The organism is Arthrobacter sp. MYb214, from assembly GCF_002979865.1.
In the GTDB taxonomy this organism is placed as follows: domain Bacteria; phylum Actinomycetota; class Actinomycetes; order Actinomycetales; family Micrococcaceae; genus Glutamicibacter.
The window spans coordinates 231,014-257,571 of the sequence record NZ_PCPZ01000002.1 but is presented as its reverse complement, the minus strand read 5'-3'; the positions used below and the strand labels follow the sequence as shown (position 1 = coordinate 257,571).

Below are 26,558 nucleotides of genomic sequence, written 5' to 3'. Positions count from 1 at the left end.
GGTTAATTGTGGCACCACTAGGGGTAGCAACGACAATCAGGTGCTCAGCTCCCGGTAGTTAGGCTCTGTTGCTGGACAAAAGATCCCCATATGATGTGATGCAAGACCCAATTGAATGAATGCTGCGGCGATCGATCTTGCCAACGATTCGTTCTTCAGGAGGAACCGCGCATGAGTGCAAACCGAACAGTGCCGTCGCTTGATTCGGCATTCCAGTCCAATTGCCAGCGCATTTTTGATGCTGTCCAGAGCGTCATCACCGGCAAGCCGGAGGCGGTGACTAGCGCATTGACGGTTCTGCTGGCACAGGGCCACCTGCTGGTGGAAGACGTTCCCGGGGTCGGTAAGACCATGCTGGCCAAGTCATTGGCGCGCAGCGTCAATGGTTCGGTGCACCGCATCCAGTTCACCCCGGACCTTTTGCCCAGTGACGTCACCGGTGTCTCGGTTTACTCCCCGCAGACTCACGAATTCACTTTCCATCCCGGACCGGTCTTCGCCAATATCGTCATCGCCGATGAAATCAATCGTGCGAATGCCAAGACCCAGTCGGCATTGCTGGAATGCATGGAAGAAAAGCAAGTCACCGTCGATTCGATCACCCATCGGCTGGAGCAGCCTTTCATGGTTGTGGCCACGCAGAACCCGGTGGAATCCGAGGGCACATTCGCCCTGCCCGAGGCACAGCGTGACCGATTCATGGCACGGCTTTCGCTGGGTTACCCACAACGCGATGCCGAAATCACCATGCTCACCGGCCGGCACCAGTTCGACCCATTGGAAGCACTGCAAGCCGTGGTGCAGCTGGCTGATCTGGGATACATGATTGAGCAGGTTAAAGCGGTGACGGTCACCGAACGGCTAGGCGCCTACGTGGTGGATCTGGGCCGAGCCACACGCGAGCACCCGCAGGTGGCGCTGGGGGCCTCGCCTCGCGCACTGATTCAGTGGGTTCGCGCGGCCAAAGCCCATGCCGCGATTCATGGACGCGACCACGTCTTGCCAGAAGACGTTCGCAGCGTGGCCCAGATGGTGCTGAACCACCGGTTGATCCTGACCCGGCGAGCGGTTGCGGACGGCTTGGATGCCAGCGCCGTGATCCAAGAGCTTGTTGCCAGCACCCCAGTGAGCTAACGGGCAGCCATGGAGAAGATTCCCCGCTACGATTCGCGCGATGCCCTCTCCTGGACGCGCACCGAAAATTCGGCGACAGCCCTGCGGCGTTGGCACCTTGACCTGTTCACCGTGCGCGGTTGGTGCACTGCCGGAGCTGGCGGCCTGCTGGTGTTCGTGGCATATCTCCTGGGCCGGCACGAAATGATGGCTTTGGGCCTGGCCCTGGTGGCGTTGGCTTTGGCGAACTGGGGTTTGGCCTTGCGCCTGCGCGGACGCACGATTATCCACCGGGAGCTGCTCTCGGCGGTTCCCAGCGTTGGCGAGGTCAGCAAGTTCCGCTTGTCGTGTGCTGAGCGTTCCATCATCCAGGAACAATTGCCGGAGGATTTCGGACCCGGCCCACGATTCCAGGCCCCGGGTTCAATCGAATACGAATTGGTGTTCCGCACACGCGGGATCCACCTTGTGGGACCAGCCCAGCAAATAGTCGTGGACCCTCTGGGGCTGATACAGGGAATGGTGCGCACCGGAGCGAGCCTGCAGATCCCCGTGCGTTCCCAATTGCACCGCTTGGATCGTTTCGCCCCGCTCGGCGAACGAACGCTCACTGGCGATGCGAAATTCTCCAGGAGCACCACCACCGACTACTACGATGTCGCGACGCGCGACTACCAGCAAGGCGACTCCGTCCGCCAGGTGCACTGGAAAGCCAGTGCCCGGCACGGAAAGCTCATGGTCCGCCAGGAAAACCACGTGGCAACCGCGCAGGCGCTCCTGGTCCTGGACACTTCCTTCGAGCATTGGAATCACAGCGGATCGGATCTGAGGATCTCGTTGCCGCAGGCTCACGCGGAGGCACTCACCAGCAGCCGCCGCTTTGAAAATGCGTTGTCGTTGGCCAGCAGCATCGGCCTGAGATATGCCACTAGCGGCTACCAGCTCGCCTTCCGGGACCTCACCGGGGCCTCGTTGGCGCAACGAGACCCGCAAAGCGTCTCCGAGCTCGGCGCGCTGAACAGTTTTGAAGACTTCCATGCCGCAACTTCGGACCTGGCCTTGGCCAACGGAACAGTTGAAGCCAACGGTTCCGAGATTCTGGGCAATACCCTGCGCAAGGAGCTCTTGGTGTTCCGCGAAGAACCGGTCATCATGATCCTCGGAGAGCTCACTGCGCCGCAGGCAGCTTGGCTGGCTACGCTCTCGCGCACCGTGCGCAATGTCGAGGTTTTCCTGCTGGTCAGCCACCCTGAACGCTATGGGCAGATACAACTTGAATTGGCTCGCACCAGCTGGAAAGTGCATATTCTTCCCGGCAATATGGCGATAGACGAGATGTGGGGATGATGAGCGCTGGCCGTACTGGGGCAAGCATTCTGGCCCCGACTCCCGACAACCCGGATCCGAGCGTTGGCTCGGCTCCCGCGATGCGGCTTCTGCTCGTGCGGGTTGCTGCTGCCTGCTGCCTTGCAGTCGCTGTATTAGCGGGTGCCGCCTCGCTGTCCGGGGTCATTGAAGGCTCCAGCTGGTTCCCGGCCTTGGTCCTCCCGGTCTTCGCCGTGCACCTGTGCGCCGGTCTGCTGCGCGCAGTCCGCCGCTTGCGCTGGAGTGCTCTTCCTGCTGCGGCAATCGTCGCTGTGGCATCCATTGCGCTCAGCGATGCCCGGGAAAGCAACATCTACGGTTTGCCTCTCGCCCAATGGGTCTGGAATGTGCTTGGTGAAGCGGGAATCCAGCTAGCTACCCAAGTGCCGCCGGTAGCCAATTCCCGCTCTGTGGCTTTCAGCGTATTGTGCTTCACTTTGGCAATCAGCCTGATCGTGGAAATGCTGGCCAGCTCGCGGCGCATGGCCATGCTGATCATCATTCCCTTGTCTCTGGCACCGATCATCGCGTCGCTGTTCAAGCAGGAAGGCGCCGGAATTGGCTACCTCGCGCTGCTGTTGTCGGCAGTGCTCGGCTATATTGCGCTGATTCCGTATCTCTTTGCCCCTGCATCTTCCAAGCATTCCCAAGTGATGCTTCCCACGCCCAGGACGCTGGGAATCCTGGGTGTCAGCGTGATGGCCTGTGTCGGTGCCCTCTTGGCGGCCAGCATCTGGATGCCTGGTTTCCGCAGCGGCATGTTCTCCGAGGGGCAACGTCCTTCGGGTGATCTGCTGGCCAGCAATGTCGATCCGCTGATCAACCTCGGAAGAGACCTCCGCTCGAACAGCGGTGTTCCAATCCTGGACTACTACACAACTGCAGAAGAAGCGCCTTACCTGCGCACTCAGGTGATCAAGGATCTGTCCGCAGACCGCTGGGAACCAAGCGAAAGCTCCATGCAGCACACGCTTGATGGCACCTCCGCGGTGTCAACGAATTTCAGCACGTTCAACAGCACCGACGAAGTCTTGCGAATGACTTGGCCTGATGGCATCAGCAGTCCGGTCCTCCCGTTGCCCAACCAATCCTATTTCGTGCAGGGCATCGTCGGGGATTGGAACTGGACCTACGAGACCTCGGTGGCTAGGCTCACTGGCGACGCCATGGCATCGACCAACGACATTTCAGTGGCCTACGCGGATTTGGCCATCAGCACGCAAATGGTCCGCAATGTCGGGCACATGGGAGTCGACGCCAGCGACCAGCTGCCCGAGGAATACCTGCGTCTTCCGCAGGATCCTGACAACGGATTGGAACCGTTGCTGCAGCAAACCCTCGATGAGGTTTTCGGCAAGAAGGGGAAGCCTGCCAACGACATTGATACCGCCGTGGCTTTGCAGCATTTCTTCCGTTCCGGGAATTTCGTGTACTCCGAACGCACCCCGCTGCGCGAAGGCTACGACGGGGCCAATCGTCGAGTTGTCGAAGCATTCCTGGCCCGGCGCCAGGGGTATTGCGTGCACTTCGCCTCGGCGATGGCCCTGCTGGCTCGTGAAGCCGGAATCCCTTCGCGCATTGCCGTGGGGTATGCACCCGGTGAAGCCAGCGGAGACACTCTCGAAATCACCGGGGACACCGCCCAGAGCATGCTGGAACGGCGCCTGGAAGAAGGTACCGAGCTCACCGGATATACCGTCAGCGGGAAACAGTCCCACGCGTGGCCAGAATTGTATTTGAACGGGCTGGGTTGGATTCCGTTCGAGCCCACCCCGGGTCGGGGCTACTCGCCAAGTTACGCGCCGGAACCAACTCCTACGTCGAACCCGCAAGAAAGCACTGCACCCCAAGTGCCCACCGAGCGCGGCAACCCGAGCCTACCGGCCAGCGCCGCGCCTTCTGCGCCGGCACCGTCCGCAGATTCTGGGACCCAGGGCGCAAAGGCAGTGTGGCTGTTGCCAGCGGTCCTGTTGCTGGCCTTCCTCGCACTGGGAGTTGCTCCGTGGCGTCGCCATCGCCTGCGTGAGGAGCGGCTAGGACGCGTGCGCCGTGGCGGCGCTGATGCCGCTCCAGCTCTGCTGGCCGAGCTGCAGGCTATTGGGGCCGATTACCGGGGGCCGGCCGGCAGCCACGAGTCGGCCGGTGACTACACTACCCGGCTGGGCGAAGACCATCCCCAAGTCGCCAAGGATTTGCAGTCCCTGAAAACTGTCATCCAAGAGAGCTTCTACGCCAACAGGCATCCCAGCGCTGATGATGCCGCTCCGCTGCTTGACGCCTTGCACGCGATCCAGGGCAATTTGCGCGGCGAGCTGTCCTTTATCCAACGAATCAGGGCATTCTTGTTCCCTGCTTCGGTGCACCCGCGTCATTCGCGCTCGGAAGAATCCACGCGAATCGACATGTAGCCATTGGTTTAACCGGCCAAGGCCCGACCGGAAGAATCCGGTCGGGCCTTGGCGCGAGCTGGAGAATCTACTTCTTGGCTGCGTAAGGATCGGCAATGCCGATGTACTGCACGGTGGTGTATTCCTCCAGGCCTTCGGCGCCGCCTTCGCGGCCCAGGCCCGACTGCTTCACGCCACCGAATGGTGCCGCGGCGTTGGAGATCACGCCAGCGTTGAATCCAACCAGGCCGAATTCGATCTGCTCCGAAACACGGAACATGCGGTTGAAGTCCTGCGAGTAGATGTAGGAAGCCAAACCGTATTCGGTGGAGTTGGCCAGCTTGATAGCCTGGGCCTCATCCTTGAACGTGGTCACTGGTGCCACTGGGCCGAAGATTTCCTGGCTCAGGATCTTGGCGTCGTTGGCGACATTGGCCAGCACGGTTGGCTGGTAGAAGTAGCCCGGGCCGTCAACTGGCGCACCGCCGGTGATGGCAGTCGCGCCGGCGGCGACGGCGGCTTCAACCAGCGAGTGGACTTCGTCGCGGGCCTTTTCCTCGACCAGCGGGCCTACCGTGGTGTCGGCTTCGGTGCCGCGTCCTGGCTTCAGGGCCTTCATCGCTGCAGCGAACTTGGCGGTGAATTCCTCGGCAACGTCCTCATGGACCAGGAAGCGGTTAGCAGCGGTGCAGGCTTCGCCCATGTTGCGCATCTTGGCTGCCATGGCGCCCTCGACAGCAGCATCCAGATCGGCATCCTCGAAGACGATGAATGGTGCGTTGCCACCCAACTCCATCGAGGTGCGCAGGACCTTGTCTGCGGCGTCCTTCATCAGCTGCTTGCCCACCGGGGTCGAGCCGGTGAAGGAAACCTTGCGCAGGCGGTCATCTTGCATCAGCGGGCCGGAGATCTTCGAGGCCGAAGCGCCGGAGACCACGTTCAGCACACCAGCTGGAAGGCCTGCTTCCATCATCGTGGCTGCGAAAAGCTGGGAAGTCAGCGGGGTCAGCTTGGCTGGTTTGAGCACCATGGTGCAGCCTGCCGCTACTGCCGGGCCGACCTTGCGGGTAGCCATGGCCAGCGGGAAGTTCCATGGGGTGATCAGCAGGCATGGGCCAACCGGCTTGTGCTGGACCAGGACCTTGTTCTTGCCCTCGGGGGTGGTGAGGTAGCGGCCGTAGTGGCGTACGGCTTCTTCGGAGAACCAGCGCAGGAATTCGGCGCCATAGGTTACTTCGCCATAGGCCTCGGCCAGTGGTTTGCCCATTTCCAGGCTCATCAGCAGCGCGAAGTCATCCTTGCGCTCGGTGACAAGGTCGAAAGCACGGCGCAGGATCTCCGCGCGTTCGCGTGGTGCGGTCAGTGCCCATTCGGCTTGGACTGCGTCAGCTGCATCCAGTGCAGCCATTGCGTCTTCGCTCGTAGCACTGGCCAGCGTCAGCAGCTTCTCGCCGGTAGCCGGGTCGAGCACGTCGAAGGTGCCACCGTCGGAGGCATCCCTCCATTCGCCATTAATCAATAGGCCGGTTGGCACCTTGGCAAGCAGTTCCGCTTCGCGCTGGGCAGTAATCGACATACGAGCATCTCCTGATAGAAAATAATGAAAACTGATCGTCTTTGATGTCTACGCTATTCCTGGCAGGTGGTGGCTGTAAATTGCCGTCTGCACGATAAACGCGAGCATTCATTGTGCATTTAGCCTATGCGACTTCGGCTATTTTCCCGCTTCGTGACGTGCTGCCAAAACAGCTTCATAAAGCTCGCGTTTCTGCACGCCGAATTTTTCGGCCACTTCGGCCACGGCCTGCTTCATGCGCATGCCTTCCTCCACGAGGGCTGCAACCTTGGGAAGCAAATCCTCGATGGATGCGGCCTCGGCTTCCGGGGCTCCGTGGACAACCACAACAATTTCTCCGCGTACGCCATCTTCTGCCCATGCGCGCAGATTTGCCAGTGAATCTCGACGGACCTCTTCAAACTTCTTGGTCAGCTCGCGGGCTACGGCGGCCTGGCGGTCTTGGCCAAATGCTTCGATAGCGGCATCCAGGAAGTCGCTCAGCCGGTGAGGAGCCTCGAAGAACACCATGGTGCGATCTTCGGCGAGCAAGGAATCCAGGCGCTTGCGGCGTTCCCCCGCCTTGCGCGGCAGGAAGCCTTCAAAGGTGAAACGGCCAGTTGGCAATCCGGACAGGGCCAGCGCGGTGAGCACCGCAGAAGGGCCCGGTACCGCGGTGACACGGATGCCAGCACTCAAGGCAGCGGCCACCAATGGGTAGCCGGGGTCCGATACCGCCGGCATTCCTGCATCGGAAACCACCAGCACAGTCGCGCCCTCGGCGGCCAGGTCAATCACCTCGGAGAGCTTGTGAGCCTCGTTGTGCTCATGCAGGCTCATCACCCTCGCAGTGATTTTAATGCCCAGGGCATGGGCCAGGTGGTGGAAGTTTCTGGTGTCCTCCGCGGCGATGATATCGGCACTGGCCATAATCTCCCGCAGACGCGGGGAGGCGTCGGACAAATTGCCAATCGGGGTGGCTCCCAGGACGATTACGCCCTCATTATCTGAGTTCTGCACATTCTTAAGCCTACGCGACGCAGGAAAAGCCCACTTTCTGGACTTTCCCCCGGTAGCATGAATTGGTGATGGGCACCTCGGTTTTAGACACTCCGGACTCTGGCCACGTACGCTCGGCGCGACAGGCCTTCACTTTCGAGAGCCTGAAACAGCGGCTCCTGCCTGTGGTGGCTCCCAGCGGCCCGCTGATATGGATCATTCCGCTGGTCGTGACACTGATTGCCGGCCTCTTGCGCTTCGTCAACCTGGCGCACCCGCACCTGCTGATCTTTGATGAAACCTATTACGTCAAGGACGCTTTCGCGATGCTGCAAAGCGGATACGAGCGCGAATGGGCTGACGACAGCGACGGGAAGTTCATCGCGGGCGACCCGCAGCTGGAAGCTGAAGCTTCTTTTGTCGTCCACCCGCCGCTGGGCAAGTGGTTGATCGGCGTGGGCATGCTCCTCTTCGGTGATTTCAATGGCTTCGGCTGGCGTTTTTCCACAGCGCTCGTCGGCACCCTCTCGGTCCTGCTAGTCACTCTGTGCGCCCGCTTGCTCTTCGGTTCCCACGTCCTTGCCGGCATCGCCGGTTTGCTCATGGCCATCGACGGCCATTCCATAGTCATGTCGCGCACCGCGTTGCTGGACATCTTCTTGATGTTCTTTGTGATTGCCGCGTTTTATGCCCTGCTCAAAGACCGGATACATGGCAGAACCGTGCTTGCCCGGAAGCTTTCAGTGCCCGAGGGTAACCGGCCAGATGACTTCCTGCTCGTTCATGGCCCTATGCTCTGGTGGCGCCCATGGCGGCTGATCGCAGCGATCATGCTCGGTGGCGCAGTTGGCATTAAATGGTCGGCGCTGTCCTTCGTAGCTGTATTCTGCCTCATGGCGGTGCTTTGGGACTTTGGTGCGCGGCGCACCGCAGGAGTTCACAAGTGGCAGTCGGCGGCATTCATCCGCGACGGAATCTATTCCTTCTTCACCATGCTGCCGCTGGTGCTGCTGACCTATTTGTCCACGTGGACCGGGTGGCTGATCACCCAGGGCGGCCGATACCGCCATTGGGCCGAGGAGAATCCCGGCGAAGGCATTAGCTGGCTGCCCTCGCCGTTGCGTTCCTTGTGGCATTATCACCAGGCTGGCTACGAATTCCATACCGGGCTCGACTCCGAGCATGGCTGGCAATCCTCGCCGTGGACGTGGCCCTTCGCCGGACGTCCAGTGCTGTTCTACTTCGAAGGCTACGACAAGGGCGCCAACGGCTGCGGGCTGGAGCGTTGCACCGAGGTTATTACCGACCTGCCTAACCCGTTGATGTGGTGGGCCTGCACCATCAGCATGTTCTTGCTGATTCTGTGGTGGATTGGCGCCCGTGATTGGCGCGCCGGAGCGATCCTCTCATCGGTGGCGGCCGGGTTCCTGCCGTGGCTGATGTACCCAGAACGCACAATGTTCTTCTTCTACACCCTGCCACTGGTTCCGTTCATGGTGCTCGCGTTGACGTATATGATTGGCAGGTTCATTCCACGCGACCCTAATTCCAGTGCCGCGCACCGATCACGCATCATCGTACTCACCATATTCATGGCGTTATTCCTAGTCACGTCGGCCTTTTTCTGGCCGATATGGAGTGGGGAAATGATCGCGGATGACTACTGGCGCTTGCACGTGTGGCTCCCCAGCTGGGGCTAGGCTGCCCGTGGCTTGGCCACCTGCTTCCATGAAATAGGCCACTAAGACGACCATCGAATCCCAAAGGACAATTCTTCAATGCAAGAAGTAACCGTCGAGCTACTCACTGATCTAGCACCAGAAGTAAACACGACGAGCCTACTCCTTGATCGCGTAGCACGTGGGGCGCAACGACCACTGTTCAGCGTGCAGCGCGACGGCACCTGGCATGATCTCAGTGCCGGTGATTTCCTCATTGATGTCAAGCGCCTGGCAATGGCGCTGATCAATGATGGGCTGCAGCCCGGTGACAAGGTCGCCATTATTTCCCGTACCCGCTATGAATGGGCTTTGGCAGAGGAAGCGGTGTGGTTCGCCGGAGGCGTGACGGTCCCCATCTACGAAACTTCCAGCGCCTTCCAGATCGAATGGATCCTGCGCGACTCCGGTGCGCGCGTGGTTTTCGCCGAAAACCACGAGCTGCGCGCCAACGTCCGCCAGGCGGCGGCTCAGCTGGGCGAACCTGTTCGCACCCACATCTTTGAAGGCTCCGACACGGCGGACAAGACGCTTATTCCCTCCGCTGGCCTGCATCAGCTGATGGTTCCTGCCAACCAAGTCGATGAGCAGCTGGTCGAATCCCGCCGTGCTTCCATGACCCTCCAGGACGTGGCCACGATGGTCTACACCTCGGGTACCACCGGACGTCCCAAGGGCTGCAATATGACCCACTCGAACTTTGCCATGGTGGCGCATAATCTGGCCGGCCATATGCTCGAAGTGCTCGGGGAAGAGCGCCGAACGCTGATGTTCCTGCCGCTGGCCCACGTATTGGCTCGTGCCGTCCAACAGACCTGCATCCACGGCGGATCGGTGATTGCGCATTCCAGTTCCATGGCCAATCTGGTCGAGGACATGTCCGCGGTCAAGCCCGGCTTCCTGCTGGCCGTGCCGCGCGTCTTCGAGAAAATTCGCACCACCGCTTTGGCCACAGCCGAACGTGGCGGCAAGGCCGAGCTGTTCCTCAAGGCAGAACAGGCAGCCATCGAGGTTTCCAAGATCCGTGATGCGCGTACGCGTGGCCTCAAGACTCGCATGCCCTTGGGCCTGCGTGCCCGCCATGCCTTGTTCAGCAAGGTCCTCTACCCGAAGTTGCAGGCCGTCTTTGGCGGCCACTGCGGTTACGCGATTTCCGGAGCCAGTGCATTGAACCCGGACTTGGCTCATTTCTTCCGCGGCGCTGGCATTGAACTGCTCGAAGGCTACGGCCTGACCGAAACCACCGCCCCAGCCACCGTGAATCAAGCATCACGAATCCGCGTGGGCACCGTGGGACGTCCGCTTCCCGGCACCTCCATCAGGATCGCCGATGACGGTGAAATCCTGGTCAAGGGCATTGGGGTTTTCGCGAGCTATCACAACAATCCTGCCGCCACGGCTGAAGTCTTCGATGAAGACGGCTATTTCAAGACTGGTGATACCGGTGTCCTGGATGATGGAGGATTCCTCCAGGTCACTGGCCGCAAGAAGGAACTGATCGTCACCGCCGGCGGCAAGAACGTCTCCCCTGGCCCGTTGGAAGAGATGGTCCGCGCCGGACGCATCGTCTCCCAGTGCGTACTGGCTGGCGAACAGCGCCCATTCATTACGGCCATGATGACCCTCGATCCCGAAGAACTGGTGCTGTGGGCCAAGGCCAAGGGGCTTGAATCCATGACCCTGGCTGAGGCGGCCATCAACCCAGCAGTGATCGCCGAGGTCCAGAGCTACGTGGATACCGCTAACTTGACCGTCTCCAAGGCTGAGTCCATTCGCAAGTTCGTGGTCCTGGAAGAGGAATTCACCGAAGCTTCCGGGCACCTGACCAACTCGTTGAAGCTCAAGCGCCAGAGCGTTCTCGAAGAATTCGAAGGCCGCGTGGAAGCCCTCTACCGCCAGTAATTCCCACTGGGTAAAGCAATGGGGAGCAGTTCGCCATGAACTGCTCCCCCAGTGCTTTAAGCCTTGTGCCAGCTAGTTGCCAATGCCGAACGCACGGGCCTCCTGGCGCAGCCGGGCCGCCTCACGGCGGCGGCCGGTTGGCCAGCAACTGATCAATACAGCGACGATCGTGGCCAGCACCAGCACGGCGATGCCAATGGCGCTATCGAGCCAGTACTGCTCTGGGTACAGGCGGATCAGCGTATCGCTGACGTTGAAGGTCCAGGTGCCGTCGGAGAAGAAGAGGGCATGGAACTGGGTGAAGAAATTGTCCCATCCCACAATCGCGGAGACGGCCAGCGCAGCAATGCCCGCCAAGGCCAAGATCGCTCCCGAGAACAATGCACGCCGTACGCCGCCTGCATAGCGCTTGGCGAGGTACCAAACACCGATGATCAAGATGACCGCTAGAAAAGCTCCGAGGATATAGGCGAACCCGATGAGGTTCTTCACGTCCACCATGTGCTGGACTTCCCCTTCGGTGAACATGCTTGAACCGGTGGAAAGCTTCAAGCCGGCCAAGTATTCGGGGCCGGCAAAGTTGTTCAGGTAATCCACACCGTAGCTGCCGTAGGTCAGGCGTTCAGAATCGGTGAAACCAAAGGAATCGCTCGGGAATCCAGGGCGGCCGTAGGACAGAGCCAGGAAAGCCGGCGTCGCGACCAAACGGATGGCAGCGATCAAGGTCAGCAGCGGGAAGACCAGAGCCACGATCACCTGGGCAGTACGGCCCAGGGCCGGCTTCGAGTTCAGCGCCCGTTCGCGCGCAACCCGGCGCTTCACGGCCGCTTCGGAAGGTTCCGGTTCTGGCGCGTAGCTGCCAAAGACGCGGTTGCGCGCCTGGGCAACGGCAGCCTTTGTTGTTGGCAGGGATCCGGTCTTCGGAGCAGCAGACACCGGTGGCACGCTTTGCGCGGTGGTTGCCTTCTCGCTGGCCTGCGGCTCAGCGGACTTCCCGGCACCGGCGGCGGCTTCGCTTTGCACCTGCTTCTCCGCTTCGATTTCGTGCGGCAGCTTGATGGCGCGAATGACATCTTCTACTGGCTCTTTAGCGGCCGGCTTCGCAGCGGGCGCCTTGGCGGCAGGCTTCGCGGCCGCAGGTTTGGCCGCAACTGGCTTGGCGGCTGCCTGCTTGGACGCCGCGGGCTTGACGGGCGCTGGCTTGACCGGCTGCTTGGTTGCCGGGGCTTTGGCCGCAGCAGGCTTGGCCTCAGCTGGCTTGGCCGCAGGGGTCGCGGCAGGCTTGTCTGCCGCTGGCTTCACGGGGGCAGGCTGCGCCTTGGCTGCAGGAGCTGCAGTTGGGTTCTTGGTCTCGGCGTCGGTTTTGCCGGACATCGCGCGGCGGATGGCCTCTTTGCGGGCTTCTTCCTTTTGGGCAGCGGCGTTTGCCTGGGCCTGGTTCTTGTGCTTTTCCAGGCGCGCAGTAAGCTCTTCAGCTTTTTGGCTCAGGCTGGTCTGTGGGCCTGGCATGTTGCCAGTGGCAGCCGGTGCCGGCTGGCCCGTAGTTCCTTGCCCTCCAGTGGGGTTTTTCGCCGCCTCAGCCATGAGGAGTCCTCCTGCAATTCGCGCGATGGTGTGCTGTTTTGGGGTTGCTTTACGGGCCGAGTACGGCGCACGCGCCTTTAGCATATCCAGCGAGGCGAGTCATCTGACGGATTACCACACCACAATTGGATTTCAGCTAGGACACAAAGAGGTGCTGCAGATGCCGCCGAAGTGCCGATGCAGGTTCAAGAATTCTTCGAGAAGAAGGTCTAGGCTTCTTCGTCGCCAGCTGGGAGCACAGCCAAGCGGACGCGAGTGTCAAAGCGCTGTGCACGGATATCGCGGGGACGGACCGAATCAATGGGCGAATCCGATGCATGGCGAGGTTCGCGAACCTTTGGTTCGCGATCGCGGACGGCATTCACCAACGCGTTCAGCTCATCTTCTGGTTCAAGCACATCTGGGATGGCGCCACGGATCAGGCTCCACCCGCTGGGAACTGTCAGACGGTTCGCATGGCGGGCGCACAGGTCATAGCAGTGCGGTTCCGGGTACGTCGCCAAAGGCCCAAGAACAGCAGTTGAATCTGCGTATACGTAGGTAAGAGTAGCGCGGGCCGTTTCACGGCAGGCTGGGCGAGAACAAAGACGAAGACCTTCCACGTTTGCCATTCTACTCGGCTGGTCAGCACATCCTTGGGATCTTCGCCCATTTGCGGGCTGATGGGCACCGGCACAGTGTCGCAAGCGCTAGGCTGAGTTAATGAACTCCAAGTTGCCTGATCCGCCAAGCGGTTCCCGTCGCCACCGCCACGGACGCGGGCGGCGTGGCCCGCTGATGCCCATGCATCTTCCTGCTTACCGTTCACGGCCGGAACGATTTGATGATGCCGTGATGGCCAGTGCGCAAAGGCTCTCGGAACGCTGGCCCGGAGAAATTGAAAAGATCGATTTCCTGATTGATCCGGTGCCCAGTGACAAGCTGCTGGAACAGGCTGCTGCACTGGGCGAGCGGGTGCCGCTTGCATCATCAAAATCAGCTTCGGCTATCCGCCCAGCGCGCATCATCATTTATCGCTTGCCCATTGAGCAGATTGCGGAAAACACCGGCGAACTCTTGGATCTGGTCCATCAGTGCGTGGTGCACGAGGTCGCGCAGCTTTGGATGAAACCCATCTCGGAAGTGGACCCCGCATATTTCCCTGAGGATCCGGACTACTAGGGCCATCTTCTCTAGCTGGCCTGGATCCGGCTTTCACGTCCCGGCGCATGGGAGGCCAGGCCAACGCGCACGGCACCGATCCATACCAGCGCAGCACCAACCAGGTGGGCGACCACAAGCAGCTCTGGCAGGCTGGTCATGGCCTGGATCGCTCCGAGCAGCCCCTGTCCGGCCAATACCCAGAGGTAGAGCTTGGCTTTGTGCGCCACGTCCGGTACTTGTTCTTTTCTTGCTTGACGCCACATCACCAAAGCAACAACCAGTGCGCCCACGGCTGCTGCGGCATGCACGAGAGTGATCTGCAGCCAGTCGAAGCCCATCCGCGGGACCTCGGCCGAGTCTCCGGCATGCGGACCTGAGCCGGTCACCCCGGTGCCAATAATGACGAGCAGGGCGCTGAGAACAACTAACCAGGTTCCCAGCGACTTCAGCGAATCCGTACTGGCTTTTGAGCCGGCGTTTCCCAGATTCTGCACCTTGTCCCAGGTGGCCGCAGCGGCAGTGAGCAGCAAGGTTGCAGCCAGGAAATGGGCGGCAACTACGTAGGGGTTCAGTTTCACCCAGACGGTGATCCCGCCAATGACCGCATTGAGCACAACAAGCCAGAACTGGAACCACGCCCATCGGGTGATGCCCGGAACTGGTTCGCGTTGCAGTCGGGCGGCAATGATGACCCAACCAACCGCTGCGCACAGGACAAAGGTGAGCAGCCGATTGACGAACTCGATGGTCGCGTGAATCCCCATTTCAGCGGTTGGCGCGATGGAGCCGCCGGTGCAGGTTGGCCAGTCGGGGCAGCCTAGTCCTGACCCGGTGACTCGAACGACACCGCCGCCGACAATAATCAGAATCGCTGCGATCATTGCCGATAGCGAAGCTGCCTTGAGCGAACTACGTTCCAGCGTGATTCGCTCAGCCAGCCATGCGAAAGGGGTCTTCAATTATCCAGTTCCTTAATGGCGGATTCCTAGCCGCCGATGTTCACCACAATGCCGTCGCGTCCGGCATTCGCCTGTGGCATGGCAGCCCAAGCGATGGAACGTTCGGAACCGAGCACCAGCTGGGCCAGGTAAGCGTTGGCATCTGTCGAGAAGATGACTGCTTGGGCATCTTCGGAGACAGATTTCGGGTCAAAGACAACATTCTGCCCGGCCTTGATCTGGAGTTTCTTCGGTTCCTCCAGCTTGCCGTCCTTATTAACCACCACTGCTTCCACCGCTGAGTCTGCAGCTACGGCGGCGATGGCGAATTTCCCAGTGCCATTAGCCGACAGCGGCATGGCCTGCGTACCGGCTAGCGCGTTGGAGCTCACCGCCCAGGCAGTGTCCGAGGAGTCCTTCGGGTCCGCACCGCGAACCATCTTCACCGCTGCGGTGACCGGAGCATCGGACTCGACAACTACCGTGTAATAGCCACCAGCCAGCTGGGTCAGATCCACAATCTTCGTCGCGTCGGAGTCGACGGCGAGGTTATCGTCGAAGCTGGCGGCGACTTCGCCGTCTTCGCCCAGGACCTTCACCTTGAATCCAGCGCCCGAGGAGCCTGTTGCCGCAACGTGCAGCTGTGGAACCAACGACTTGTTGTCCTTGCTGAGCTTGGAAATATTCTCCTTGCTCTCGATCCACACTCCCGGAATCACCTGGCTATTGGAAGCCGTCGCGTTGGCGCTGACCAGTTCAACACCCGACGGGGTCAAACCGCGCAGGGCGGCCTGTTGGACCGATGCAGTGATTTTTCCGCCAACACTGGTGATTTCAGCCGAAACAGAATTCAGGTTCTGCGCGTAGCCGCCGAGCACGATGGCCCGGCTCTCCCCCGCTGCCAGGACAATGTTCTGCAGCGTCGAGGTGTCGATCAAGCCGTCTGGACCTCGAAGCCGCAGGGACACCTGGGCAGTGGTATGCGTTGGGTTGGCCAAATGCATCACGCTGGTGGATCCGGTACTTGTCTGCAGGCCGGTGAATCGCCAGTTGGACGCCGGGGCCTGGCACGTTGCGGCAGCAAGCCCTGCCAGGTCGCCATCCTTGGCTTGGTAGCTGCGCACGGCGCTGCCCTTCGAAGCGAGTTCGCCCAGCGGCTGCAAGGTGTAGACCTGGGCGTCATCGATATCGTTGGCGGTTGAAATCTTGCTGGCGCGGCCGGTCAGGCCCTCATCATCAGCGCCACGGGCCTCGGCAGCTTCATCCTCAGCGATGCGTCCAGTCAGCTCATGCGCGCCGCTGCCATCGAGCTTGGTGAAGGAGGAGCCCGGAATGCGCTTGGCCAGATCCGAAACAGCAATGCTGCGCAAGTTGCTGGAAATGTCCTTGGCACCTGGGGCGAACTGCGCATCGGTGCCTTCCACGCCCTTGAGCAGCTGCGGGGTTGCCGAGCAAACGCTGCTGGAGTCACCTGCGGGCAGGTTCGTCACGGCAGCTGGCAAAGACTTTTCGGCCGGTGCCGGGGCAAAAATTGATCCGGCACCCACTGCAGCGCCAGCAGCCGCGACGGCTACCAGGCTGAGCAGAACCGCGCCGGTCTTCTTGCGCGTCGGCGCGGCAGCCGCATCCTTGGAGGCCGCGGCGCGGGCCTTGTCCAGCTTCTGGCGACGCTTCGAGACGTTGCCGTCAGCCGATTCCGCCTGCGGCCCGGCTGCGGGCGCATCCAGCGCACTGGCAGCGGCAAGTTCTTCCTTCGCGGCGTTCCGCGCGCGAACCTTCTCCAGCCGATGGCGGCGCTTGGCAGCCTTCGGATCTTCCGGTTCTGATGCCTTTGCGGCTTCTTCTCCAGGCTTCGGGCCGGCCGGCTGGTTCTTCTCAGCCTCGGTGGAACCAGCGCCAGCTGCGGCACCAGTGGCTGCCACGCCGGCAACTTGCGCAGCTGCGCCTTGCTGCCCCGAGGAGTCCCCGGCATCGTTCTGCTTCCCGGAAGCCCTAGCCGCTTCTGCGGCCGGCGGCTTGACTGGTTCGGGAACAACTACAGGGTCCTGGGCTGCAGGCTTCTTCGGTCCAGCGTCCTGGGCGGCACCAGGCCCCGTCTTGCTTCCAGCCGCGGCTGGGCCGGCGTTCTTGGCAGGCTCGGCGCCCTGGGAGTGTTCCGGCTGCGCAGCTGCATCAGTGGTGCCCGCGGCGGCTGCATCAGCTGCAGGCAGTTTGGCGTGCGCAGCCTCGGGCTGCTCCGATCCGGCTTGAACGGAGTCCGGCTTGGGAGCCGGCTTCTGTTCCGCCGGTTCGCCTTGAGCCTTCGCCTGGGCAGCCTGCGCGGTGGGCACCGTTTCCTTGGCGTCCTTGTTCCCTGACTTCGCCTCAGGCTGCGGCTTTGCTTTTGGTTCTTCCCGCTGAGCGGCCTTGGCTTCAGCCTTCGCCGCTTTCTCGGCGTTCTTCGCTTCGGCCTTGGACCGGGCCTGGGCTTCCTTGGCGCGGGCCTTGTCCAATTTGGCATCGACCTTGGCCCGGGCCTTGGCAGCCTTTGTCTCAGCACGCGATAGTGTCGCCGACACTGGGGTGGTGTCCTTGGCTTCTGGTTGCGCGGAGGCCGGTTTCGGGGCCGGGGTCTGTTCAGTTGGCTTGTCAGCAGAATCCGCTGAGTTCACGTTCTTCTCGTCGCTCACTACTTCTTCTCCTGCTCGGCATCGGCGTCCGAAATCCGGTCGCTGAGCTTCGGGGTCAAGTTCTCACGCATCTCGCTGGCGCGTTCGCGTGCCTCGCGTCGGCTCAGTGGCATGGTGCCGGTAGCCGGGCTCTGGACTTCGGCGGCCGCCAAAACGGCCGAGCCGTCGGCGAGTTCTTCATTTTCGTCGCGTGGTTCACGGAAGCGGTATTCGTTGTTGCGGTAGTTGGCGAATCGCCGCGAGCTTGGCACCGGAATGGCCAAGAGGACGGTAATCAGCAGAACTATCGCGCTGAGCACCAGAACCGGTATGGCCGTGGAGTCCTTGTGCGACAACGTCAGCTTGCCGCCCTTGGCAGGAAGCTCGTAAGCCTGGGCCCATCGAGTTTCCGAATCCTCGGGATAGGACACCGAACGCAGGGATTCGCCATCAACGCTGGCCCGCAGCTTCGGATCCGACGCTGTTGCAAGGACCAGGGTCCGCTTGGCATCAGAAGCCGGAATTTCCAGATTGGCGATCTTGCCACGCTGGGTCGGCAATACGCTCACGTCTCCGTTTTCAGCGACAACGCGGGCAAATCCAGCGCCCTGATTCTCTTCATCGGCTTCATAATCCACTCGCCACAACCAGCCGCTGTCGGTCTGGCCGACCGATGCCAGCCCAGTGGCCGCATCCAGGATGCGAACGGTCGCTGGGACAGATTCACCAGTCTCGTTGAGCACGACAAAGCCCACGCCCAAGTCGCGCAACGATTCGCGCGAATCCAATGCAGACTCGGAGAGCAGCATCGCTACGGCTTTGCTCTGAACCTGCGCGGTGGCAGAAGCTTCATTGCGTTCAGGATCCAGCAGCGGTCCGGTCAGTTGCTTGACCTGCGAGTAGCGGCTGATGCTGTCCAGGGTTTCACCGGAACCCGAAACCAACTGGCTGTCGATTTCACCGGAGGAACGCGGGCTGAGCACCAAGGTGCGCTTCTGGAATTCGGAGCGGCCCGCATCGGCTGCCGTGGCAGGCAGTGTGCGAGGCTGGGAGCTGTGGACCTGCTGGGCCGAATTCAGGGACGTCAGCGTTTCGGACTCCGCGGCCGGATTCAGCTGGGCGCCAAGCAGCACGGCGCCGGAAGCGAGAACCGCGATCACGCTGAATGCGGCCATCAGGCTCATCGCCGGACGAGAACCCTGCGTCCGCATCGAGCGCGGCTGATCTTCATGGCGCAGGGCAGCTAGCGCGTTGGCGGCAGCTGCAAGCAATGCAAACATGGCAAAGGAGACGAACGGACCGGTGTAGGCGCTCACCGCGGTGTGCGAGTCCAAGGTGAACGGGACAAAACCGACGGCCCATCCCGCTGCCAGCGACAGGACTGCGCCCCACAGCAGGCGGCGGGAGTTCCGGCGCATGCTGGAACTGTGGCTGAGCGAAGAACTCAAGGTCCCGAAAACAGCCAGCACGATGATTGGAGCCCCGACCAGCAGTGCGGCGACCAAAGCCCACGGACCGGCGGGCAGGAAGTCCCAACCCACCAGCGAGGCGTTGGTGTTGAAGGATTCCGGGAAGCCCAGCAGCATCTGCCATGGGGCAGCTGGCGAGAACGCGCGCGCCGCACCGGGCTCGGTGAACAGCAGCCGCAGATCGCCCAGGCCGGCAAACAGCAGCGGAAGATTCCACACGATTGCAGGCAGCGGGATCCACCACAGGCTGCGTGCGCGGCGCACCGAGAAGATGGCCAAAACGTAAATCAGGATGCTGGCGGTCAGGAAGAATGAAACGGAACCGGCGGAGATCACCCAGAGCAGCAAGGCGGCGCTAGCCGAAGCGGTCCATGCGGATACGGACTGCTGCTTCGGGTTCTTGGGCTTCGCGCCTTCGATGGCCACATGGGCATTCATGGCACGGATAATTGCCAGGAAGAACAGCGGCAGCAAGATGTGGATCAATACCGAGCCGACTCGTCCCGAGGCCAGCGAAGAGACCAGCGAAGGCAACAGGGCCCAGATCAATGCGGCGAAGAACCGGACAGCACGCGAACGGCTCACCGCGCCAATGCCCCACCACGCGGTCAGCGCGGCCAACGGCATCGCGGCGAAGAAGAGATAGATCGAAGCTTCGTTGGCATGGTTGAAAGTCACCAGCGAGAAAAGCCAGAACAGCACATCGGAGTTATCCGGCGGAGCGCTCAATCCGGTGGTGATGTTCTGCCACCACGATAGGGCGTTGGCGCCGATTTCCTGGTTGCTGTTGGACAGCGGGCGCAGCGCGCCGCCGGACAAAGCAGTGGATCCAAGCAGGCTGCGCCAAGCAACCAGCGAAGCGGCCCCGGAGAGCAAGAGTGCCAGAATCAGCGAGAGTACTGCGGTGGTGCGCGGCGGACGGGCGATTCGCACGAAGTCGGAGAAGTTGTCACCGCTAGGTTCAACCATCGCGTCGGCGCCACTGCCATCCCCGTAGACCTCGCCATCGGCACGCCCGGTGTTCACATTGCGGCGGTATTCGCGCACCTGTGCGCCGGAGACCATCAGCTTGCGGACCTGGCGGCGTGGAATCTCGCGGATCTGGGCGACGTTGCGACGTGAAGCGGCCAGCTTGCCCGGGGAGAACAGTCCGCGCAGGACCGAAGCCAGGTGGCTGAAGCCATGGCCCGGGTCCTTGGCCAGCAATGCTACGAGGAAGTGGCCGATGCCGCCGAGCAGCAATCCAATCCACAAGAACGGCAGTTCCAAAGGCGAAGCGAACTTCAAGCGCTGGAAGACCTCCGAGCGCTTGGCTTCGCGCGGGCCTGCCAGCGAGTCGACAACCTCGACCTGGTGGTACATCTTGGCACTTGGCACCACGACCACGCGGTGACCGGCCAGGCGGTTGCGCCAGCATAGGTCCACGTCGTCGCCACGGCCCGGAATAGCCGGGTCGAATCCGCCCAGCTGCTCAAAGACCTCGCGCCGGATAAACATGCCGGCCGAGGACACGGCAAAGTAATCGCTTCGTCCGTCGTACTGGCCCTGGTCGACTTCGTCGATATCGATCATGGTCAGGCGCTGGGCCTTGCGGTCCACGCTCAACCCCACCTCGACCAGGTGGCGCGGGTTATCGATGTCCAGCAGCTTGCAACCGGCAATGGATACCGATTCGGAGGCCTCAACGGTCCGAGTCAGCTGTTCCAGCGCGTCGGGAGCAGGCATGGAGTCATCATGGATAATCCATAGCCATTCATCACGGTCCAAACGCGCTTCGGGCAGTTGCGAAACCGCTACTTCCAGCGACAGCCCCAAGGATCCTTCATCGGCGACCAGCAAGGCGGAGTTGGAAGGCAAGTTCGCCCGCAGGACCTCTAGCGATGCGTCAGAGGACGAAGCGTCAACTCCGACGAAGCGTTCGATAGGCCGGGACTGGTTTCGCAGTGCGGCCAAAGTGCGTGGTAAAAAGTCAGCGCCATCGTGCGAAGCAACGATGGCGGTGACGTGAATTGGCGGACGAATTAGATTGCTCGTTTCCGTAGACGGCGACGTTCGCGCTCTGAGAGCCCTCCCCAGATTCCGAAGCGCTCGTCATTGCTCAAGGCATATTCTAGACATTCCGAACGGACAACACATGCGCCGCAGACGCGTTTCGCGTCGCGAGTCGATCCGCCCTTTTCAGGGAAGAACGCTTCGGGGTCAGTCTGTGCGCACAGAGCACGGGCCTGCCAGCCCAGCTCGCCCTCGTCAACTTCGCCGCCAACACCAAGCCAAACTGCCTTGATGGTTTCGCGCACTTCGTCATCCTCGTCGAGCTCAGGAGCCCACGAGCCAACCGAGGAGATTTCTTCGGTGTCGGATAACGTGTCGTGCTCTTTCAGGAAGCTGTCGGCCGCGGTCTCCAGATCGGCTGCAACTGCAACCCGTGCGGACTCACCGGCTTGAGGATCGACAAACCAGTCGGATGGTGCGTCCTCCAGCCCATATTGAGCCGACGCAACAGCCGAGGTCGAAAATTCGGAGTACCCCTGCTCCAGATTCGCCATGGTGATGTTGACCTTTCGATTGGTTTGAGGAGATCGGGCCGTCATTGCTCCCGATCCATCCGGCAGCATTTATTCCATCGAACTAGCGAAAAGTGATGAACCTGCCCGGACTCACCATCTAATTACAGCCGTGTAACTCCGCTAGAGTCAAGCGGGGAGGTCATTCTAAGAAGAGTTCTCAGGAAACTCCCGGCACAACACGCCGTCAAAAGACGCACATGAGGTGGGCGAGTCCCGTCTTGGCTGAATTCTCGGTGAATTCTCAGTAATTAAATTTAAGGACATCCAATGAGCAATAGCCTACAATCACGAACATTTGTCGAGAATCTTCTCGCGCCGCGGCGCAGTTCAGCCTCCCCATGGCTCACCTGGTACTCCGTCAGCGGGGAACGCATCGAGCTGTCCGGACGGGTATTTGACAATTGGGTCGCGAAAAGCGCCAATCTCTTGGGCGAGGTTTTCGACCTCGATGAAGACTCGATCGTGGTGCTCGATTTGCCGGCGCATTGGAAGTCCCTGGTCGTGGCCCTGGCCGCGCTGCACCATGGCGCCACGCTGGTCGATGCTGGGCATGATGATGCACAGCAGGCATCGGTGTGGGTGACGGCCCAACCGGATGATGAGCGCATCCCCAGCAGCTCTGAAATCCTTGCCGTGAACCCGGCAGCTCTCGCGCTGTCCTTCGGCTCGGATCTCGGCCCTGTCGCAGAAGACTTCAATGCCTCCGTGCGTACCTACGGGGATCAGTTCTATCCCTCGCCAGTAACTGGTGATGCCTCAGCCATCGCAACCAATGGTGACACCCCGGTCAGCCTTGCTGCGTTATTCGATACCGAAGCTAAGGCGCAAGGAACAATTCTAGTGCGTGCTCAGCAACCCGTGCTCTCCTTGCTGCCCTTCGCCATTGGCCAGTGGGCAGCGGGTGACGGAATTGTGCTAGTAGAGGACGGGATGGAAGTGACCCAGCGCCTGCGCGACGGCGAACGCATTAACTTCGACTACCAACCAGCGGATTAGCGAGCCACCGTCGGTACCGTGCCGGTATCGGCCTGGCCAGCGGAGTGCGCTGCGTCAGCGCCGGTATCGGCCTTGTGATTGCCCAGAACTTCGTGGTCGTGGGCGAATTCTTCCTCCGCATCCATCGCGCTGCCGAAGACCCAGAAACGGTAGGCGAAGAAACGGAAGATGGTGCCGAGCACCAAGCCGACTACCGAACCGGCAATGAACACCGAGGTGGGATCGGTCAAGCCCAGCCAGTATTTGGTGACCCATACGCAGGCCGCGGCAATGCCCAAGCCGATGGCATTCATGATGATGAACATCACGAGCTCGCGCACCACATTGGCCTGGCGGCGGTGGCGGAAAGTCCAGTAGCGGTTGGCCACCCAAGAGAACATCGTCGCGACGACGCCAGCAATGATTTTCGCTTTAACCTGGGAATCGCTCATGGAACCGTGCAGGAGCCAGACGTAGATCCCCGAGTCGATGATGAACGCAACGCCACCGACGACGCCGAACTTCGCCACCTCGCGCCACAGCAACGAGATGAGTCCGGCTATTTTGAGTTTGATGCGCTCGAGCAATTGTCCTCCAGGGAATATTGTTCCCGTCTGGCTAGCAGTAACAAGGCGCGCTAAGCACTACGAGAAGCGCGCGATCTTGCTATTTTATCGGCACTTTCTGGAAATTGACCGAATTGTGAGAGTAATCAGACAACGCGCATGCGATTCTCAACGTCGCTTTCGATACCCTTGTAATCGTGAGCTTTCCAAAAATTGGTGTGATTGGTGGCGGGCAGCTAGCCCGAATGATGGCCCCCGAGGCCCTGAACCTAGGTTTCGAACTGCATGTTCTTGCCGAAGGTCCTGATGTTTCAGCTGCGCGAAGCGTTCCCGACGCTCCTGTAGGCGACTACAAAGACCTCGAAACCCTGCGTGAATTCGCCAAGGGCAAGGACGTTGTCACCTTTGACCACGAGCACGTGCCCAACGAATTCTTGACCACCCTGATCAATGAGGGCGTCAACATCCAGCCCCGTCCGGCTGCGCTGATCCATGCCCAGGACAAGCTGGTCATGCGCGAGGCCATCGAACGCCTCGGACTTCCGAACCCTGCGTGGGCCAAGGTTGACGATGTCGATGCCCTGATCGCTTTCGGTGAGCAGACCGGCTGGCCCATTGTGCTCAAGACCCCGCGCGGCGGCTACGACGGCAAGGGCGTGCGCATGCTGGACAATGCCCAAGACGCCAAGGATTCCGCCGACTGGTTCGCCCATGGCCCGCTGCTGGCCGAGGACAAGGTCGAGTTCTCCCGCGAACTTTCCGCGTTGGTAGCCCGCACCCCTTCAGGCGAGGCCAAGGCTTGGCCCGTGGTCCACACCATCCAGGTTGATGGAGTCTGCGATGAAGTGATCGCGCCTGCCCAGGATATTGACGAAGCCACCGCGGCCACCGCAGCCGATGCGGCCTTGCGCATCGCCGAAGAATTCGGCGTCACCGGAGTCATGGCCGCAGAGCTCTTTGAAACCCCGGGTTCAGGAGCCGGTTTCGTGATCAACGAATTGGCCATGCGCCCGCACAACACCGGCCACTGGACCATGAACGGTTCGGTCACCAGCCAATTCGAGCAGCACCTGCGTGCGGTTCTGGATCTGCCGCTGGGCGAAACCCGCGAGCTGGGCGTGACTGTGATGAAGAACTACCTCGGCGGCGCCAACCAGGACCTCTACTCGGCTTTCCAAGCCGCCTTGGCCGCAGCGCCAGAAGTCAAAGTCCATGCCTACGGCAAGTCCGTGCGCCCGGGCCGCAAGATCGGCCACGTCAACGTTGTGGCTAACGCCGGGCAAAGCGTAGATGAACTTCGTTCGCAGGCCAATAAGGTTGCCGCGCTCATCCGCGACGGCATCGAAGCCGCCGTCTAGACTTTATTTTGATCAAGAGCCGCTGCCGCGTACCGGGCAGCGGCTCTTACTAGAACACCGCAAGGAAATATCTCATGTCTGAAGCACCACTGGTCGGCCTCGTAATGGGTTCTGATTCCGATTGGCCGGTCATGCGCCTGGCCGCACAGGCACTGGCCGAATTCGGAATCCCTTTTGAAGCGGACGTCGTTTCGGCGCACCGCATGCCAGAAGAAATGATCGATTACGGCAAGAAAGCCCACGAACGCGGACTGCGCGCAATCATCGCCGGCGCAGGCGGTGCCGCGCATCTTCCGGGCATGCTTGCAGCTGTTACACCGCTGCCGGTGATCGGAGTTCCAGTTCCACTGGCTAAACTAGATGGAATGGACTCCCTGCTCTCCATCGTCCAGATGCCTGCAGGAGTCCCCGTAGCAACTGTTTCCATTGGCGGAGCACGCAATGCCGGCCTGCTGGCTGTGCGCATGCTCGCAGCGGGAACCGATGAGCTAGCCGAATCGTTACAGGTAAAGTTGCTTCAGTTTGCAGATTCACTGCGCGAGCAAGCCCATGCCAAGGGTTCGGCTTTGCGCGCTGAAGTTGCCAACGAGAATTTCGCTTCCTAGGGAAAGTCCAAAAGTACATGGGTTCTGCCAGTCACCGCGCACCAAGTCCGTTGCGCCAGCCGGAGACCATCAGCTCTCCGCAGCGCAGCAAGCGGGCTCTGATCCTGGTCCTGCTGACCATCTTCTTCCCCGGCGGCGCTCAGCTGGTCGCGGGAAATCGCAAGCTTGGACGGATCGCAGTGTCCATCACCATGGCCTGCTGGCTGGCCATTCTTGCGCTGGTTGCCCTGTACTTCATTGATCGTTCGATCATTCTCGGCTGGGTTGCCCACCCGAACTTCCAGCTGTTCTTGATCATTGTGCTCGGCACGCTGGCCCTGGGCTGGCTGATCATGTTCATCAATACCTTGGTGATTATCCGGCCTAAGCTGCTGGCCCCTGGCATGCGTGCCATCGTTACCATTTTCACCCTGGCAGCCGTGGTGGCCACCAGCGGTGTCTTCATCTACGGCGCCTCGCTGCTGAATACCGGACGCGAAACCATTGTGGCCGTATTCGATGAAGGACCCGCCTTCGAGCCAGTCGACGGGCGCTACAACATCGCAGTGTTCGGTGCCGACTCCGGTGCCAACCGCGAAGGCGTCCGCACCGACGTTGCGGCTCTGCTTTCTGTTGATGCCAAAACCGGCAAGAGCTTGCTGATCTCGGTGCCGCGCAACTTCCAGAGCGCACGCTTCGCCCCGGGCTCGCCCATGGAGAAGATCTGGCCCGAAGGCTACAACTGCGGCGACGAATGCATCTTCAACGCCATCTACCGCAATGCCGAAACCGAGCACGCGGATGCTTTCCCCGAGACCGTGAAGAACGTCGGCGCGCAAGCTGCCATGGACGCGCTGGAAGGCACCACGGGGCTCCCTGTCCAGGGCTACGTCATGATCAACATGGCCGGGTTCGAGCAGTTTGTCGACGCATTGGGCGGGGTCACCATCGACTCCGGCGGATGGGTTCCCTACAACGGGAAATACCACGAAAACAGCACCGTGCGCACGCACTGGTTCGCACCGGGCACCCACGAATTCACCGGCAAGCAGGCATTGTGGTTTGCTCGCTCACGCGACTTCACCGATGACTACCACCGCATCAAGCGCCAGCAGTGCTTGCAGCAGGGAATCATCAAGCAGTTCAAGCCGCAAACGATCCTGAGCAATTTCACTTCGATCATGTCCGCCGGTGAACAGCTGGTTGAAACCGACATTCCAGCAGGTCAGCTCGGTTCCTTCGTATCCCTGGCCGAGAAAGTCTCCAAGGAGCCAATGGCCCGCTTGACCCTCGGTGCGCCGGACTTCGAACGCAGCTTCTCCACCTACCCCGACTTCGACAAGCTGCAAGAGCGTATCCAGACGTTGATCGCAAAGCAGAACGAGCCGGAGAAGAAGAAGGAAAAGAAGAAGGACAATCCTGAAAAGAGCGAGGACACCTCCAAGTCCTCGGCTCCGGAAGAAACAACCCAGGCTTCCGAAGAAGCGCCGGAAACCACTGACGTGAACAATGCTCCGAAGCTGTCGAAAGAGGACAGCCCGGAATTCACCCAGCCAGATGGCAGCCCGATCACCGAAGAGTACTTGGTGCAATTGGAAATGGCCGGCTACCGCACGTTGATTTCAGAGATCGCAGCCAATAACGACGAATGCTCGGTTCCGTAAACGGTCAAGACCCCCCGACCGCC

Annotated in this window: 19 protein-coding genes; 10 read left to right on the top strand and 9 right to left on the bottom strand. The window is 60.9% G+C overall.

All coding sequences use genetic code 11. The features are described 5' to 3' along the window. Nucleotides 1-171: 171 nt before the first annotated feature. The 3 genes from CQ012_RS06915 to CQ012_RS06905 are packed head-to-tail and all read left to right on the top strand — an operon-like array spanning nucleotide 172 to nucleotide 4,886. The gene (locus tag CQ012_RS06915; protein WP_105657479.1) at nucleotides 172-1,134 is read left to right on the top strand and encodes an AAA family ATPase; all 963 of its coding nucleotides are present in this window, start codon (nucleotides 172-174) and stop codon (nucleotides 1,132-1,134) included. A gap of 9 nt (nucleotides 1,135-1,143) precedes the next feature. Then, a complete protein-coding gene (locus CQ012_RS06910; RefSeq protein ID WP_105661726.1) occupies nucleotides 1,144-2,460 on the top strand; it encodes a DUF58 domain-containing protein in 1,317 nt (438 codons plus the stop codon). Continuing rightward, nucleotides 2,460-4,886: a transglutaminase TgpA family protein gene (locus CQ012_RS06905; protein WP_219844352.1), complete on the top strand. Its 2,427-nt coding sequence runs from the start codon at nucleotides 2,460-2,462 to the stop codon at nucleotides 4,884-4,886. Before CQ012_RS06910 ends, CQ012_RS06905 begins: the two co-directional genes overlap by 1 nt. Nucleotides 4,887-4,953: 67 nt before the next feature. On the opposite strand, the gene CQ012_RS06900 is transcribed toward CQ012_RS06905, so the two are convergent. Beyond that, the gene (locus CQ012_RS06900) at nucleotides 4,954-6,441 is read right to left on the bottom strand and encodes an NAD-dependent succinate-semialdehyde dehydrogenase (RefSeq protein ID WP_105657476.1); all 1,488 of its coding nucleotides are present in this window, start codon (nucleotides 6,439-6,441) and stop codon (nucleotides 4,954-4,956) included. Nucleotides 6,442-6,579: 138 nt separating this feature from the next. Next, nucleotides 6,580-7,440 (bottom strand): 16S rRNA (cytidine(1402)-2'-O)-methyltransferase, encoded by an 861-nt coding sequence (rsmI, locus tag CQ012_RS06895; RefSeq protein ID WP_105657475.1) that lies wholly within the window; start codon nucleotides 7,438-7,440, stop codon nucleotides 6,580-6,582. Between the two features lie 68 nt (nucleotides 7,441-7,508). Here rsmI and CQ012_RS06890 point away from each other — a divergent pair, with 68 nt between their 5' ends. Both CQ012_RS06890 and CQ012_RS06885 read left to right on the top strand, forming a co-directional pair. After that, nucleotides 7,509-9,119, top strand: coding sequence for a dolichyl-phosphate-mannose--protein mannosyltransferase (locus CQ012_RS06890; RefSeq protein ID WP_105661724.1), 1,611 nt, complete (start codon nucleotides 7,509-7,511; stop codon nucleotides 9,117-9,119). A 78-nt stretch (nucleotides 9,120-9,197) separates the two neighbouring features. Next, nucleotides 9,198-11,039: an AMP-dependent synthetase/ligase gene (locus CQ012_RS06885; RefSeq protein ID WP_105661723.1), complete on the top strand. Its 1,842-nt coding sequence runs from the start codon at nucleotides 9,198-9,200 to the stop codon at nucleotides 11,037-11,039. Between the two features lie 72 nt (nucleotides 11,040-11,111). Here CQ012_RS06885 and CQ012_RS06880 read toward each other — a convergent pair whose 3' ends face one another. Both CQ012_RS06880 and CQ012_RS06875 read right to left on the bottom strand, forming a co-directional pair. Further along, a complete protein-coding gene (locus CQ012_RS06880) occupies nucleotides 11,112-12,548 on the bottom strand; it encodes a TIGR01906 family membrane protein (RefSeq protein ID WP_105661722.1) in 1,437 nt (478 codons plus the stop codon). A 284-nt stretch (nucleotides 12,549-12,832) separates the two neighbouring features. Continuing rightward, on the bottom strand, nucleotides 12,833-13,234 hold the full coding sequence (locus tag CQ012_RS06875; RefSeq protein WP_208294212.1) for a DUF3499 domain-containing protein: 402 nt from the start codon (nucleotides 13,232-13,234) through the stop codon (nucleotides 12,833-12,835). Nucleotides 13,235-13,325: 91 nt separating this feature from the next. Here CQ012_RS06875 and CQ012_RS06870 point away from each other — a divergent pair, with 91 nt between their 5' ends. Beyond that, complete coding sequence (locus CQ012_RS06870; protein ID WP_105661721.1) at nucleotides 13,326-13,784, top strand: metallopeptidase family protein; 459 nt, start codon at nucleotides 13,326-13,328, stop codon at nucleotides 13,782-13,784. 11 nt (nucleotides 13,785-13,795) lie between these two features. Here CQ012_RS06870 and CQ012_RS06865 read toward each other — a convergent pair whose 3' ends face one another. From CQ012_RS06865 to CQ012_RS17875, 4 genes are read right to left on the bottom strand one after another with little or no spacing between them, the layout of a single operon-like run. Next, on the bottom strand, nucleotides 13,796-14,725 hold the full coding sequence (locus CQ012_RS06865) for a COX15/CtaA family protein (RefSeq protein ID WP_105657470.1): 930 nt from the start codon (nucleotides 14,723-14,725) through the stop codon (nucleotides 13,796-13,798). 26 nt (nucleotides 14,726-14,751) lie between these two features. Beyond that, nucleotides 14,752-17,373 carry a DUF5719 family protein gene (locus CQ012_RS06860; RefSeq protein ID WP_105661720.1) on the bottom strand — a complete coding sequence of 874 codons (2,622 nt, stop codon included), beginning with the start codon at nucleotides 17,371-17,373 and terminating at the stop codon, nucleotides 14,752-14,754. Further along, a complete protein-coding gene (locus CQ012_RS06855; protein ID WP_286134614.1) occupies nucleotides 17,373-20,831 on the bottom strand; it encodes a glycosyltransferase family 2 protein in 3,459 nt (1,152 codons plus the stop codon). The genes CQ012_RS06860 and CQ012_RS06855 overlap by 1 nt, the downstream gene beginning before the upstream one ends. A gap of 11 nt (nucleotides 20,832-20,842) precedes the next feature. Then, nucleotides 20,843-21,367 carry a WhiB family transcriptional regulator gene (locus CQ012_RS17875; RefSeq protein ID WP_105657494.1) on the bottom strand — a complete coding sequence of 175 codons (525 nt, stop codon included), beginning with the start codon at nucleotides 21,365-21,367 and terminating at the stop codon, nucleotides 20,843-20,845. 288 nt (nucleotides 21,368-21,655) lie between these two features. Here CQ012_RS17875 and CQ012_RS06845 point away from each other — a divergent pair, with 288 nt between their 5' ends. Next, nucleotides 21,656-22,384, top strand: a complete 729-nt coding sequence (locus CQ012_RS06845; protein WP_146112920.1) for a TIGR03089 family protein — start codon at nucleotides 21,656-21,658, stop codon at nucleotides 22,382-22,384. Here the strand turns inward: CQ012_RS06845 and CQ012_RS06840 are convergent. After that, nucleotides 22,381-22,950 carry a GtrA family protein gene (locus CQ012_RS06840; RefSeq protein WP_105657466.1) on the bottom strand — a complete coding sequence of 190 codons (570 nt, stop codon included), beginning with the start codon at nucleotides 22,948-22,950 and terminating at the stop codon, nucleotides 22,381-22,383. The genes CQ012_RS06845 and CQ012_RS06840 overlap by 4 nt on opposite strands. A gap of 176 nt (nucleotides 22,951-23,126) precedes the next feature. Between CQ012_RS06840 and CQ012_RS06835 the strand changes: the two genes are divergently transcribed. From CQ012_RS06835 to CQ012_RS06825, 3 genes are all read left to right on the top strand, one after another. Continuing rightward, entirely contained in the window at nucleotides 23,127-24,287 is a 1,161-nt protein-coding gene (locus CQ012_RS06835; protein WP_105661717.1) for a 5-(carboxyamino)imidazole ribonucleotide synthase, read from the top strand. Nucleotides 24,288-24,361: 74 nt separating this feature from the next. Continuing rightward, nucleotides 24,362-24,892 (top strand): 5-(carboxyamino)imidazole ribonucleotide mutase, encoded by a 531-nt coding sequence (purE, locus tag CQ012_RS06830; protein ID WP_105657464.1) that lies wholly within the window; start codon nucleotides 24,362-24,364, stop codon nucleotides 24,890-24,892. A 17-nt stretch (nucleotides 24,893-24,909) separates the two neighbouring features. Further along, complete coding sequence (locus CQ012_RS06825; RefSeq protein ID WP_105661716.1) at nucleotides 24,910-26,535, top strand: LCP family glycopolymer transferase; 1,626 nt, start codon at nucleotides 24,910-24,912, stop codon at nucleotides 26,533-26,535. Nucleotides 26,536-26,558: the final 23 nt, after the last annotated feature.

Coding starts and splice junctions, on each gene's coding strand:
- CQ012_RS06825 (WP_105661716.1), top strand. CDS start 24,910: ATGGGTTCTGCCAGTCACCGCGCACCAAGTCCGTTGCGCCAGCCGGAG.
- CQ012_RS06915 (WP_105657479.1), top strand. CDS start 172: ATGAGTGCAAACCGAACAGTGCCGTCGCTTGATTCGGCATTCCAGTCC.
- CQ012_RS06905 (WP_219844352.1), top strand. CDS start 2,460: ATGAGCGCTGGCCGTACTGGGGCAAGCATTCTGGCCCCGACTCCCGAC.
- CQ012_RS17875 (WP_105657494.1), bottom strand. CDS start 21,367: ATGGCGAATCTGGAGCAGGGGTACTCCGAATTTTCGACCTCGGCTGTT.
- CQ012_RS06880 (WP_105661722.1), bottom strand. CDS start 12,548: ATGCCAGGCCCACAGACCAGCCTGAGCCAAAAAGCTGAAGAGCTTACT.
- CQ012_RS06890 (WP_105661724.1), top strand. CDS start 7,509: ATGGGCACCTCGGTTTTAGACACTCCGGACTCTGGCCACGTACGCTCG.
- CQ012_RS06910 (WP_105661726.1), top strand. CDS start 1,144: ATGGAGAAGATTCCCCGCTACGATTCGCGCGATGCCCTCTCCTGGACG.
- purE (WP_105657464.1), top strand. CDS start 24,362: ATGTCTGAAGCACCACTGGTCGGCCTCGTAATGGGTTCTGATTCCGAT.
- CQ012_RS06885 (WP_105661723.1), top strand. CDS start 9,198: ATGCAAGAAGTAACCGTCGAGCTACTCACTGATCTAGCACCAGAAGTA.
- CQ012_RS06870 (WP_105661721.1), top strand. CDS start 13,326: ATGAACTCCAAGTTGCCTGATCCGCCAAGCGGTTCCCGTCGCCACCGC.
- CQ012_RS06900 (WP_105657476.1), bottom strand. CDS start 6,441: ATGTCGATTACTGCCCAGCGCGAAGCGGAACTGCTTGCCAAGGTGCCA.
- CQ012_RS06875 (WP_208294212.1), bottom strand. CDS start 13,234: ATGGCAAACGTGGAAGGTCTTCGTCTTTGTTCTCGCCCAGCCTGCCGT.
- CQ012_RS06845 (WP_146112920.1), top strand. CDS start 21,656: ATGAGCAATAGCCTACAATCACGAACATTTGTCGAGAATCTTCTCGCG.